This window comes from Mucilaginibacter polytrichastri (assembly GCF_001911425.1).
GTDB classification, from domain to species: domain Bacteria; phylum Bacteroidota; class Bacteroidia; order Sphingobacteriales; family Sphingobacteriaceae; genus Mucilaginibacter; species Mucilaginibacter polytrichastri.
The window spans coordinates 4,551,669-4,562,899 of sequence record NZ_MPPL01000001.1 but is presented as its reverse complement, the minus strand read 5'-3'; the positions used below and the strand labels follow the sequence as shown (position 1 = coordinate 4,562,899).

At 42.6% G+C, this 11,231-nt stretch carries 13 protein-coding genes; 2 read left to right on the top strand and 11 right to left on the bottom strand.

The annotated features are described in order from the left end of the window. Window positions 1-176: 176 nt before the first annotated feature. From RG47T_RS19600 to RG47T_RS19565, 8 genes are read right to left on the bottom strand one after another with little or no spacing between them, the layout of a single operon-like run. A complete protein-coding gene (locus RG47T_RS19600) occupies window positions 177-902 on the bottom strand; it encodes a DUF4197 domain-containing protein (protein WP_074491140.1) in 726 nt (241 codons plus the stop codon). A gap of 42 nt (window positions 903-944) precedes the next feature. Beyond that, entirely contained in the window at window positions 945-1,952 is a 1,008-nt protein-coding gene (locus RG47T_RS19595; protein ID WP_074491139.1) for an inorganic phosphate transporter, read from the bottom strand. A 22-nt stretch (window positions 1,953-1,974) separates the two neighbouring features. Next, window positions 1,975-2,625, bottom strand: a complete 651-nt coding sequence (locus tag RG47T_RS19590) for a DUF47 domain-containing protein (RefSeq protein WP_074491138.1) — start codon at window positions 2,623-2,625, stop codon at window positions 1,975-1,977. Between the two features lie 45 nt (window positions 2,626-2,670). After that, window positions 2,671-3,735 (bottom strand): sensor histidine kinase, encoded by a 1,065-nt coding sequence (locus RG47T_RS19585; RefSeq protein ID WP_074491137.1) that lies wholly within the window; start codon window positions 3,733-3,735, stop codon window positions 2,671-2,673. Window positions 3,736-3,745: 10 nt separating this feature from the next. Then, window positions 3,746-4,444: a methyltransferase domain-containing protein gene (locus tag RG47T_RS19580; protein ID WP_074491136.1), complete on the bottom strand. Its 699-nt coding sequence runs from the start codon at window positions 4,442-4,444 to the stop codon at window positions 3,746-3,748. Window positions 4,445-4,462: 18 nt separating this feature from the next. Next, entirely contained in the window at window positions 4,463-5,587 is a 1,125-nt protein-coding gene (locus tag RG47T_RS19575; RefSeq protein WP_074491135.1) for an NAD(P)/FAD-dependent oxidoreductase, read from the bottom strand. 4 nt (window positions 5,588-5,591) lie between these two features. Next, window positions 5,592-6,698 carry a type III polyketide synthase gene (locus RG47T_RS19570; RefSeq protein ID WP_074491134.1) on the bottom strand — a complete coding sequence of 369 codons (1,107 nt, stop codon included), beginning with the start codon at window positions 6,696-6,698 and terminating at the stop codon, window positions 5,592-5,594. A 15-nt stretch (window positions 6,699-6,713) separates the two neighbouring features. Further along, on the bottom strand, window positions 6,714-7,244 hold the full coding sequence (locus RG47T_RS19565; RefSeq protein ID WP_074491133.1) for a YceI family protein: 531 nt from the start codon (window positions 7,242-7,244) through the stop codon (window positions 6,714-6,716). A 143-nt stretch (window positions 7,245-7,387) separates the two neighbouring features. Here RG47T_RS19565 and RG47T_RS19560 point away from each other — a divergent pair, with 143 nt between their 5' ends. Continuing rightward, window positions 7,388-8,374: a UbiA family prenyltransferase gene (locus RG47T_RS19560; protein ID WP_083627464.1), complete on the top strand. Its 987-nt coding sequence runs from the start codon at window positions 7,388-7,390 to the stop codon at window positions 8,372-8,374. 98 nt (window positions 8,375-8,472) lie between these two features. Further along, entirely contained in the window at window positions 8,473-8,679 is a 207-nt protein-coding gene (locus RG47T_RS19555) for a hypothetical protein (protein ID WP_139235731.1), read from the top strand. A 139-nt stretch (window positions 8,680-8,818) separates the two neighbouring features. Here RG47T_RS19555 and RG47T_RS19550 read toward each other — a convergent pair whose 3' ends face one another. From RG47T_RS19550 to RG47T_RS19540, 3 genes are all read right to left on the bottom strand, one after another. Then, window positions 8,819-10,129 (bottom strand): carbohydrate porin, encoded by a 1,311-nt coding sequence (locus tag RG47T_RS19550; protein WP_074491131.1) that lies wholly within the window; start codon window positions 10,127-10,129, stop codon window positions 8,819-8,821. Window positions 10,130-10,239: 110 nt separating this feature from the next. After that, entirely contained in the window at window positions 10,240-10,893 is a 654-nt protein-coding gene (locus RG47T_RS19545; protein ID WP_074491130.1) for an HD domain-containing protein, read from the bottom strand. Between the two features lie 40 nt (window positions 10,894-10,933). Then, window positions 10,934-11,231: helix-turn-helix domain-containing protein (locus RG47T_RS19540; RefSeq protein WP_354525179.1), on the bottom strand; the 298-nt coding region annotated here is incomplete at its 5' end.

The following is an 11,231-nucleotide window of genomic DNA, read 5'->3' as shown; positions in this document are numbered from 1 at the left end:
TTATAGATAGAAAGGCTCGGGTGTATGTCACCCGAGCCTTTTTGTATAATATCCCCTTTACAATTCCGACGTAGGAGGAATCTTCTGCATCAGACAATCAAATATATAACACCTCACTATCGTTCAGGATGACAAAAAATGGAATGACAATCCGAAACCGGCCATCCGAAATAATCCTACTTCTTATCTAAAAATCCAAATACCTTCTGCAACACAGGAGTGGTGCGTGCGGTTAAATTTTGGCGAATATTCAGTTCTTCTAAAGCAATCTGGTAAAACAAACCGTCTATTGCTTTCTGGGTAACATAGTCGTCCAGATCCGGGTTAAGTTTGTTGAAAGTAAACGGGATCTTATTGTATTGGGTAGCCAGCTGAGTGTACAAGTTGGTTGCGCCAACATTACTCAGGCTGCTATGCACAACCGGCTTAAACTGGGTGCTAAGTGCGGCTGTAGTAGTACGTTTAAAATATTGGGTAGCGGCATCATTGCTGCCGGTTAAAATATTGGCGGCATCTTGCACCGTCATTTGTTTAACGGCGTTTACAAAGATGGGTTTAGCCTGTTTGGCGGCATCTTCGGCGGCGCGGTTAAGGGAAAGGATCACGTTATCGCAAAGCTTGTTCATGCCTAACTTGCGCAAGGTTTTTTCAGCCTTTTGCGCTTCGGGAGGCATTAATATTTTGATGGCGGCATTGCCGAAGAAACCATTAAGCGCCGAAAGCTGATCGGAGCTTTTAACGGTACCTTGTTGAAGTGCTTGTTTAAGTCCGCTTATAATTTCGGCATTGCTAGGTATGGGTAAACCTTTAACAGTTGCCGTGTAATGATGCGGTGCATAATCAAAGCTGGTTAACGGTATGCAGGCAGCTGCAAGCAATAAAGTAACTATTCCTTTCTTCATGATATAAAGAAACAAATAATATTCGGCTTGGTTTAATGCAGATTAAAAGTACCTGACGATGCTATAAACAATGGCAGCAAAAATAGCTGAAATTGGGATAGTGATTATCCAGGCCCATACCAGGTTAATAGTAACCCCCCATCTAACAGCTGAGGCCCGTTTGGTTAAACCCACACCAATAATAGAACCTGTTATGGTGTGCGTAGTAGAAACCGGGATGCCTAAACGCTCGGTAACAAACAGGGTAATAGCACCGGCAGTTTCGGCACTTACACCTTCTAATGGGGTAACTTTAGTTATTTTGGTACCCATAGTTTTAACGATTTTCCAACCACCAGACATGGTGCCCAAAGCAATGGCGCTGTAACAGGCCAACGGTATCCACTCTGGCATTACGGCGCCATAGATAATAACTTTTTGCGCTACTAAAGCTACATAGATAATACCCATAACCTTTTGTGCATCGTTACCACCATGTGCAAAGCTTAACGCGCCTGACGATACTAATTGCAGGCGTTTAAACCAACGCTCGGCTGTAGAAGGCTTGGCGTTTTTACAAATATGCAATATCAGTATATTAATAACGATACCAATGATCATACCGATAATAGGTGCCAGGAAAATAAAGGCAATGATACGCAGAATAGGGCCTAGGTTAATGGCATCCATTGGGTTTACATGCATATATAGCGCATGTGTCATCCCGGCGCCTGCAAAGCCGCCTATAAGCGTGTGCGATGAGCTGGAAGGGATACCAAACCACCAGGTAATTAAGTTCCAGGTAATGGCAGCAACCAAGCCGGCTAAAACCACATGCATGGTAATAAACTGCTCTAATACCGTGTTGGCAATAGTATTGGCAACCTTATGGTCTTTAATAAGAAAAAAGGCCAGGAAGTTAAAGGCTGCTGCCCATAATACTGCCTGGAAAGGTGTTAAAACCTTTGTTGATACAATGGTTGCAATAGAGTTGGCCGCATCATGAAATCCGTTTATAAAATCGAAGATCAGTGCCAGGCAAATTACCGCAACAAGTAATGTAGTAACCATGTAATTGGTGGTATATATGTGGTTATGCGTTTTTAACTAAGATAGATTCCATAACATTGGCTGCATCCTCGCACATATCAGTGGCTGTTTCCAAGGCAGCCAGTATCTCTTTATGTTTTATCACTTTTAAAGCGTCTTTTTCGTACAGGAACAGATCGGCAACTGCGCGGTCGAATACATAATCGGCCTGGTTTTCGATGCTGTTAATGCGAATACAAGAATCTGCAATGGCACGTACGTTGCGCAGATCCTTCAACTCACGTACTGCTTTTTCCAGGTCAATGCTGGCCTGTAAAATAAGGTCTGATAGTTTGCGGATCGGTTCTGTAATTTCCTCTACATGATACAGCATCATGCGGTTGGCAGAGCCTTGAATATTATCGGCCACATCATCAATTGCTGATGCCAGGGCGTGGATGTCTTCACGATCAAACGGGGTAATAAAGTTTTTGCCCAATTCCAGGTAAACTTGGTGGGTAATGTCATCTCCTTTATTTTCTAATTTGTCAATTTGTTTAAACAGTTCTTCGCGGGTTGCCGAGTTGTTATTGTTAACAGCCTCAACTAATACCGTGGCCATAGCCACCACGTTGCTTGCTGCTTGCTCAAACAAAGGGAAAAATACTTTTTTGTCTTTTGGTACAAAATATTGGAATATACTGTTTAATGACATATTAAAAATTTTAGCAAATGTAAGCTCTCCAATGTTAATTTAATGTTAACTCTTTAACGTGGGCATCCCCGGAAAAGGTATCTGTTGTTTAACTTTTTGTAACGTAAACCCAAAGGTAGAACCAATGCCCTCGGTACTGCGCACATTAATGGTTTGCTCATGAGCCTCAATAATGTGTTTAACAATAGCCAGGCCAAGTCCTGAACCGCCGATTTCTCGCGATCTGCTCGAATCTGTGCGGAAAAAGCGCTCGAACAGGCGGGGCAGGTATTTTTCTTCTATTCCGTTACCATCATCGGTTACTTCTACCAAAACCTGGTCATGAAGGTCAAACAAACTTACCGAGGTAGTGCCGTTTTCGCGGCCGTATTTAAAGGAGTTATCCAATAAGTTGACCAGTACCTGACTAATCTTGTCCCGGTCTGCCGTTACCATAATAGGTTCATCATATTTTTGTTTGAAAACCATTTTGCTGTTATGCTTTTGAGCTTTCAATTCCACGGTTTCAAAAATTTCTTTAATCAGGTCGTTGATCTTAAATTTGGTATAATTAATCGGCATTTCGCCCGACTCTAATTTAGAAATTTCATCCAGATCTTTAATCAGGTAAGTTAATCGTTCTACATTTCGTGATGCTTTGCGCAAAAACTGGCGCGCCATGTCGGTGTCGTCAAAGTCATCATCGGTAATGGCATCAATATAGCCCTGTATCGCAAAAAGCGGCGTTTTAAACTCGTGCGATATATTGGATAAAAATTCGCGTCTGAATTTTTCCTGATTTCTTAATACATCAATCTCGGTCTTTTTTTCCCGTGCCCATTCTTTTACCTCTATCTCTACATCGTTAATAGGGTCGGCGCTCATGTTTTCGCCTAGTGCTTCGCGCAGGTCGCGGCCTAGTTTAAGGTTGTGAATCAGCTTATAAATGAGCTTGATTTTAGAGTAAACATATTTCTCTATCAGGTAATAAAATACTACAAAGCTGGTAACAAAGCTTACGCCAAATGTGATACTCAGATCGTACAGGTTATGCTGAAAGTAATAATTAACGCACGATAGCGTAATGGCTACTGCCGAAGCATTAATTAAGATAAGTACGCGTAGTTTCATGGGTATAAATTTAGGTTTTATAAATCACGATTTGCCATCTGAAAGCCCACATCCATTGTAATTTATAATTGCTGATGCCTGCCTTTGCCAGCAAAGTTTTTAATTCGTGCTTTTTAAAGCTGCGCTGCACAGAAAGCGGGCCGTCATTTTGAGCCATTTTATTACTGGTGAAAAGCCTGGTAATTAGCTTTACAGCGTAATACAATAGCCAATGCCGGTGCAGGTCGGTAATTATAATGCCGCGCCGGGCGGTATTATTCATCTTGCTTACCAGTGCTATCCACTCGTTATCGGCAAAGTGATGGGTAAACAAACTCGAAACAATAATGTCGAATTTGTTTGGCTCATAATCGACCAGCAATACATCAGCCTTTACATAGCTGATGTGCGTATAAGCGCTGGATTGCTGACGGGCAAAGTTAACAGCTGCAAGCGCAGCATCTACACCGTTTAACTTTAAATTTATGTTATGTTTTTGTGCCCACCTGGCTATGGCAATTAACACATCGCCGCCGCCGCAACCCCAGTCGCTGATGTAATTGTTATCTTCTACCGGGAATGCTTTTAAGGCTTTAATTAATGATTGATGCCCGCCAAATAAGGCATTCATTTTACCCAGCCCATCCAAAACAGGGTCAATTTCTGCCGGAGGCAAATCAAAATCGTCCATAATTTCGGCTGTTGCCGAACGTGTAGATAAATCAATCATATTTAATATAAACAGCTGTTAAGCAAAAGGTTTGCCGTGGGTTTTACCAATAAGGTAACGGGTAAGTGGCGGGAGGCCGTTGAGCAGGTTAAGCATGAGCGCGGTGGTGCCGTTATGCCCGAATAATTTTTGTAACTGCCTGCCTGTCCATAAGCGTTGGGCAAACTGCTGGTTCCATTGCGTGGTGTAATCCTGCTCTATTAATGCCCGTTTAGCAGGGTTAAATGTACCGGTTTTATAATGCGAAGCAATAATGCCCGAAAGTATTTTGGCCGAATGGATAGCCATCGTCATTCCGTTACCACAGAGCGGGGCTATCATGCCGGCAGTATCGCCGCTCATTAAAATATGGTTATCAACCGGTTCTTTTTTCTCAAAAGAGATCTCGTTAATTACTTCTGGCTTATCCAGCAGAAATTCGGCTTTGTCAAATACGGCTTTGAGATAAGGGTTTTTAAGGATCACGTTTTCTTCCAGGCCTTGCAGGTTGCCATACTTACGCAAATCATCGCGGTGTGCTAAATAACACATGCAATGTTTATCACTCTCAATTTTACTAATGCCGCAATAGCCGTTATGGTAATTATTAAGCTGGATGAGATCATCCGGAAAATCAACCCGGATATGAAACTTAACAGCCAGATAGGGGCTGCGGCGGTAAAAGAACTTACGTTTGAGTTTTTGATCGAGGTTGGAGCGTTTACCAAAAGAACCGATCACCAATGGGGTGATCAGTTTTTTATTCGGGATGGTTATCTCGAACCGGTCATTAATAAATTGCACATCCTCTACCCGGGTACCTAATAAAAACTTTACGCCCTCGGCACCTGCCTTTTGGTAAAGGTAATTATCGAGTGTATAACGGCTCAGCCCAAAGCCACCAAGGTCAAGTTGCTGACTGAGTTTAGTGCCGGATACCGCTGTAACTTCCAGTCGTTTAATGGTGGCTGCGCCGAGTTGACGAACATCGATATCCAACCCCTCTAAAAAAGGCAGAACCTCGTTGCTGATATATTCGCCGCAGACGCGATGGAAAGGGTATGTTTTTTTTTCGATGAGGGTAACACGCAAGCCTGCACGGTTTAATAAAATGGCATTAAACAAGCCAGCCAGTCCGCCGCCGATGATAATTACGTCGTCCATCGTTTTAGTGCATTTGCAATACCATACCTTCAACAGTTAAACCTGGGCCGAAAGCAAAGCTTAAAATGCGCTGATCGATCAGTTTTCCGGCTTTCAGCATTTTATCAAGCACAAATAATATCGTGGCCGATGACATGTTGCCGTATTGCTGTAAAACCTCATAGGCGATAGCATTGCTTTCTTCGGGTAGTTCCAGCGCGTCTTCAACTGCTTCCAATATCTTTTTGCCTCCCGGATGGATGGCGTAAGCGCTGATCTGGCTGTAATCCAGACCGGCATGTGCCAATAAATTATGGGTTATGGGTTTAATATATTTTTTAATCTGGCGTGAAACTTTAGAGGTAAGCCGCATTTCGAACCCCGTATTACCTACATACCAGCCCATCTCGTCGCGGGCTTCAGGCAAAAATTCGGTGTAAAAGCTTTCCAGCTCGATAACAGGAGAACCGAAAATCTGGTCGTTATTTTCAATTAATGCCGCCGCCGCGCCGTCAGAGAAAAGGGAATTGGCTACCCAGTTGTCCAGGGTGTTTTCTTTTTGAAAGTGCAGGGTGCAAAGCTCAACGCTAACTACCAATACTTTGGCCCGCGGGTTAGAGCGGCAAATATAATCGGCAGTTTTTAGCCCGTTTACCGCGCCGTAACAACCCATAAAGGTTATGCAGGTGCGCTCGGTACTGCGGTTTAAACCCAGTTGCTCAACCAGGTCAATATCTAAACCCGGCGCATACATGCCTGTACAGCTTACGGTAATTAAATGCGTAATCTCTTTATAAATACGCTGATCGAAATCTTTTAAGCAGGCTTTAACCGCATCAGCTGCTACGTTGGCTGCTTTTTGCTGGTAAAGTTGCAACCGTTTTTGGGTAGGTATAAAAGGCTCGAGCAAAGTATTTTGCTCAAAAAAGGTAAAATCGTCGCTATTGGCAAAACCAAAATCGGGGATTACCGAGTAACGGTGGCTAATGCCCGCGTGGTCATATATGCTTTTTAAACGGGCTTTATTGGTATCATCAAGCGCAAAAGCGTTGGCCATAAAGCGGAATATTTTTTCCTGCGGAATTTTATACTCCGGATTTGCTGTGCCTATAGCACTGATGCAACTACCCATTTTTGTATTAGTTAATTATTTGGTTGTTTGTACCTCAACAGTAATGGTTGCTTCTTTAGATAGGATCATGCTACCGCCACCCACGCCAAAATCCTGACGGTTGATGGTGAAGACACCTTTAAATGATGCTGTATTGCCGCTTTCTGTATAAGTAAAAGGCACGTCTACTGTTTTTGTTTTGTCTTTAATAGTTACGTTAAAAACGCCTGTATAGTTGTCGCCATTTTTATGTTTAAATGAAACAGATTTCATGGTGATGTGCGGGTATTTAGCAACGTCAAAATAGTCTTCGCTTTTAAGGTGTTTGTCGCGCATCTCGTTGTCAGAGTTGATAGTGGCCGTTTCTATCGAAGCCTCAATACTACTGGTGGCCAGGTGCTGGTCGTCAAACTTAATATCAGCTTGAACGCCGCCGAAGATGCCGTGGGTGTTAATGCCCATGTTTTTAATCTCATACTTAACGGTCGATTTGGTTACCGTTTGTTTAACCTGTGCAAATGCGTTGGTAATAGCCAGCAGGGTTATTAATAAAAAATATTTTTTCATGTAGTCTTTTGTATGTTTTGCAACGTATCTATAGTAGTTACGTTGTAAACGGTGTAACAGTTGTTTGGGTATCTAAGTTTAAATTGAACGTATGCACTCAAACATAATAAATTTATTGACCTTAATATAGCTACTTTAGTTTAATGGTGTTGAAACATTTATGGCCTACACGGTCGGCCATTGCGCATCTCAGGTTTGTGTTTTCGGTATTTTTAATGCCGGTGTTTTGCTTTGCTTACAGTCAGGCCCCGCATGTGGATCTGGTGAAGGCGATACTGATCTTTATCATATGGCATTTGCTGGCCTTCCCGGCCAGTAATGGCTATAACAGCTATTTTGATAAGGATGAAGACAGTATCGGCCTGCTCGAAAAACCACCCGAGGTAGACCTGAGCCTGTATTACTTCTCGATATTGCTGGAAGTACTTGCTTTTGGTTTGGGCTTTATAGTAAGCTGGCAATTTGCCTGCGCAGTGCTGCTGTATGGCATTATGTCTAAAATGTACAGCCATCCGTCAACCCGGTTAAAGCGGTTTCCTATTGTTAGTTTCTTGACAGTATTTGTTTTCCAGGGCTGTTTTATTTACTGGACTACCTCCGCTGCCCTATCAGGGCAAAGCTTATTTGGCCATTGGGATGCCAGCTTTATTATAGCCGGTGCCATTTGTTCCTGCCTCATCGGCGCCTCTTATCCGCTAACCCAGGTTTACCAGCATGATGAAGACAGCCGCCGCGGCGACCGTACCATTAGCCTGTTGTTGGGTTATAAAGGTTCGTTCATTTTTTCGGGCGCATTGTTTGCCAGTGCTATTGGCCTCACATTTATTTACTGGCAGCCTGTTTCCTTAAAACCATTCTACAGCTTTTTAATATGTTCGCTACCGGTGTTTCTGTATTTTAATTATTGGTTTTACCTGGTGGGTAAATCAACGGCAAACGCTAATTTTAAAAATGCCATGCGAATGAACTTCATTAGCGCAGGCTGCATGCTAATTTATTTTGTAGGCTTAATGGTGATACCGAAGGCTGCCCCCCAGCCCCCTAAGGGAGGAGTGATGCAAGTTTTGAACCATCATGTATCGGGAATAAAGTCTGCTGATAAAACTCCTTTCCTTTCTTTAGGGGCTTAGGATGAAAATCGTACTTTCTATTCTCAAAGTCATAATATTATCCGTATGTTACTTTCGCATTAAGAATGCGTTTAATGTATAAACACAAACGAATTGATATGATGAAGAAATCAAATTATATCCTGTTAATAATGGGAGCTATTATAATGATCGCAGGAATATTTGTATTCGACCAGGTTAATATAGGTACATTCCTGTTGTCAGGATTTATCGGTCTATTATTCCTAACGGGTGGTGTAGCTTCAATCGCTGCCAACAAAAAGAAAGAAGAGCATAGGCTTGCTTACAGCCGTGTAAGGAAGTAATAAACCCCCATGCCCCTGAAGGGGAGCAAATAGGGAAGTTAACATACAAAAAGAAAGGCTACGATTTATATGATCGCAGCCTTTCTTTTTGTAATGAATGGGTAAAGATCTTCTGTTCCCCTTTAGGGGGTTAGGGGCTTTAAAACTCTATGTGCGCCCTCACCGAAAATACATTTACCGGGCCACGGTCTTTATTGTAAGCTGGGTTCATGATAAACTGGTAATCTGGCGTGATGAAGAATTTCTCCTGAAAGGCATCTATCTTATAATACAATTCGGCGAGCATCTCGGTGCCATAGTTTAATTTACCATCGCCTATAATAAAGCCATAGCCACCCGCTGCCAGGTAATCGCGGTGATCTTTAGAGATACCGTTGCCTACAAAGGCCAGGCCTACCTCATCATTTTTGCGTTTCCATGAGCGTCCATTTAGCACGCCACCAAAACTTACAGAACGATCTATCTCGGTAAAAAACCAGGTTTCAGTTTTACCGTCGTTGTAACTGGCTTTGGCAAACACGCCAAAATCTTTGCTCAGGTTTTGCTCGGCATTTAACCCGAAACCAAATTTATGGCGGCCGTAGCGTTGGGTGGTGTCCACAACCGGGTTTACTGGTGATAGAGCAAGGGCTGCTTTATAATCGCCCATTTTGCCATTGTTTAAAAAGCCCAGTACGCGGAAAGTGCCTTTTTTATCGCCGTTGCCGTAGCGTTTTTCATACTCGAGGGTTTGCGAGTTGGCTTTACCGATCTTGGCATCCCAAATTGCACCGTTGGCTGTTGTGGTTACCATAGTGTAGGCAAAACGGAGCGACCAGGTGGGTTGGCCTAATTCGGCATATAAACCAATTACATAACCACGGGTATTAGCGGGGTAATCCCAGGCGCCGTTACTCATCAGCGACCAGTTCATAAACTGCGTACGCGGGTCGTGACTAAATGCATTGCCGTCAAAATAATCGGCCATGCCAAATTTACCCGCGGTGAATGACAGGTAGCGTTTACTTTTTAAGCCGGCCAGTTGGTTCTGATCATCCTTTATGGTATCCTTTTCTTTACCCCACTCAAAGTTTTGGGTAAGGTATAAGCGCGCAATATAAATTTTAGGCTCAGCCTGCCCAACCCGAAAAGTTTCACCATTTGGGAAACCTGCAACACCCAAAGTTTTGCTTAAGCCAGCCCCGCCCGACATTTCGGGATTAAAATAAGCCTCGGCACCTTTCCATAACCTGGCGCCGCCAAAAAGGGTAGTAGTTAAAGAAGTCTGGGTTTCTTTAGCGGTCGATAAACTGTTTTGGCCACTATAATCGGCACTAAAACCCGGTTTACTCTGCGTAATTATTGTTTGTTGGAAGTGGAAGTTAAATCTTTGCTGTTTCAGGGTATCCTGCGCCTTAACGGTTGTAAAGGATGCAAGGCAGAGTAGAAGTAGGGGTATTTTTTTGATCATATTGTATTTTTGGGGCAAAAATAGTAGAAATTTGCATTGATGTTATAACCATAGCTATATACAACGACATTGAGTTATTAGTTTGAAATAAAATGATTATTGGAAATTAGTTACAGAATTCCATCCCACTCATTATAAAACTGTTGTAAGTAAAGTTCCATAAAATCGTGCCTCTTTTGCGCCAATTCTTTCCCAGTGGTGGTATTCATTTTATCTTTCAGCAATAAAAGCTTCTCGTAAAAATGGTTAATGGTAGGGGCGGTGTTGTTTTTATAAGCCTCTTTGGTAAGGTTAAGATCGGGCTTAATATTGGGATTGTAGATCTCGCGGTTTTTGTAACCGCCATAGGTAAATGCACGGGCAATGCCAATAGCGCCAATAGCATCCAGACGGTCGGCATCTTGTACAACGGCCAGCTCGGCAGAGAAATAGGTTTGCCCGTCAAAACTCGCCTTGAACGACAAGTGTTTGATAATTAATGCAACCTGTTCAATAATAACTTCATCTGCACCTAGTCCGCGTAAAAAGTTAGAAGCAGTTCGGGGGCCAATCTCTTCATCTCCATTGTTAAACTTGCTGTCGGCAATGTCATGCAGCAAGGCCGCCAACTCAACAATGGTCATGTTTACATCTTCTGTTTGGGCAATTAATTTGGCATTGTTCCAAACACGTAAAATATGCCACCAGTCGTGCCCCGATTCGGCGCCGGCTAATGTTTCTTTAACAAATTTTACGGTTGAGGTGATTAGAAGATCAGCATTCATATTTGCAGCTTTTTAAAAACTGCAAATATACGATATGCTGTTACATTGATGCAACGTGCGAATGCTCTGCCGATATTGAAGATTTTGGATCGTCCATTAATTTCACTACTTCTATTTCGATAATCCTGGCAATTTGAAAAAGTCGTTCTAGGGTTATCTTTGTATACCCCAGTTCTATCTTACTATAGGCATTTTGTGAAATCCCTAATTTCATGGCCAGATATTCCTGGGTATAGCCCTTCCCCTCCCTTATGCGGCGAATATTACCCGCAATGCTCTTTACTTTAAAAGCTACGTCTACAATCATGACTACAACTATATGTTTTATGTAGATACGG

Coding starts and splice junctions, on each gene's coding strand:
- RG47T_RS19600 (WP_074491140.1), bottom strand. CDS start 902: ATGAAGAAAGGAATAGTTACTTTATTGCTTGCAGCTGCCTGCATACCG.
- RG47T_RS19595 (WP_074491139.1), bottom strand. CDS start 1,952: ATGGTTACTACATTACTTGTTGCGGTAATTTGCCTGGCACTGATCTTC.
- RG47T_RS19590 (WP_074491138.1), bottom strand. CDS start 2,625: ATGTCATTAAACAGTATATTCCAATATTTTGTACCAAAAGACAAAAAA.
- RG47T_RS19585 (WP_074491137.1), bottom strand. CDS start 3,735: ATGAAACTACGCGTACTTATCTTAATTAATGCTTCGGCAGTAGCCATT.
- RG47T_RS19580 (WP_074491136.1), bottom strand. CDS start 4,444: ATGATTGATTTATCTACACGTTCGGCAACAGCCGAAATTATGGACGAT.
- RG47T_RS19575 (WP_074491135.1), bottom strand. CDS start 5,587: ATGGACGACGTAATTATCATCGGCGGCGGACTGGCTGGCTTGTTTAAT.
- RG47T_RS19570 (WP_074491134.1), bottom strand. CDS start 6,698: ATGGGTAGTTGCATCAGTGCTATAGGCACAGCAAATCCGGAGTATAAA.
- RG47T_RS19565 (WP_074491133.1), bottom strand. CDS start 7,244: ATGAAAAAATATTTTTTATTAATAACCCTGCTGGCTATTACCAACGCA.
- RG47T_RS19560 (WP_083627464.1), top strand. CDS start 7,388: ATGGTGTTGAAACATTTATGGCCTACACGGTCGGCCATTGCGCATCTC.
- RG47T_RS19555 (WP_139235731.1), top strand. CDS start 8,473: ATGATGAAGAAATCAAATTATATCCTGTTAATAATGGGAGCTATTATA.
- RG47T_RS19550 (WP_074491131.1), bottom strand. CDS start 10,129: ATGATCAAAAAAATACCCCTACTTCTACTCTGCCTTGCATCCTTTACA.
- RG47T_RS19545 (WP_074491130.1), bottom strand. CDS start 10,893: ATGAATGCTGATCTTCTAATCACCTCAACCGTAAAATTTGTTAAAGAA.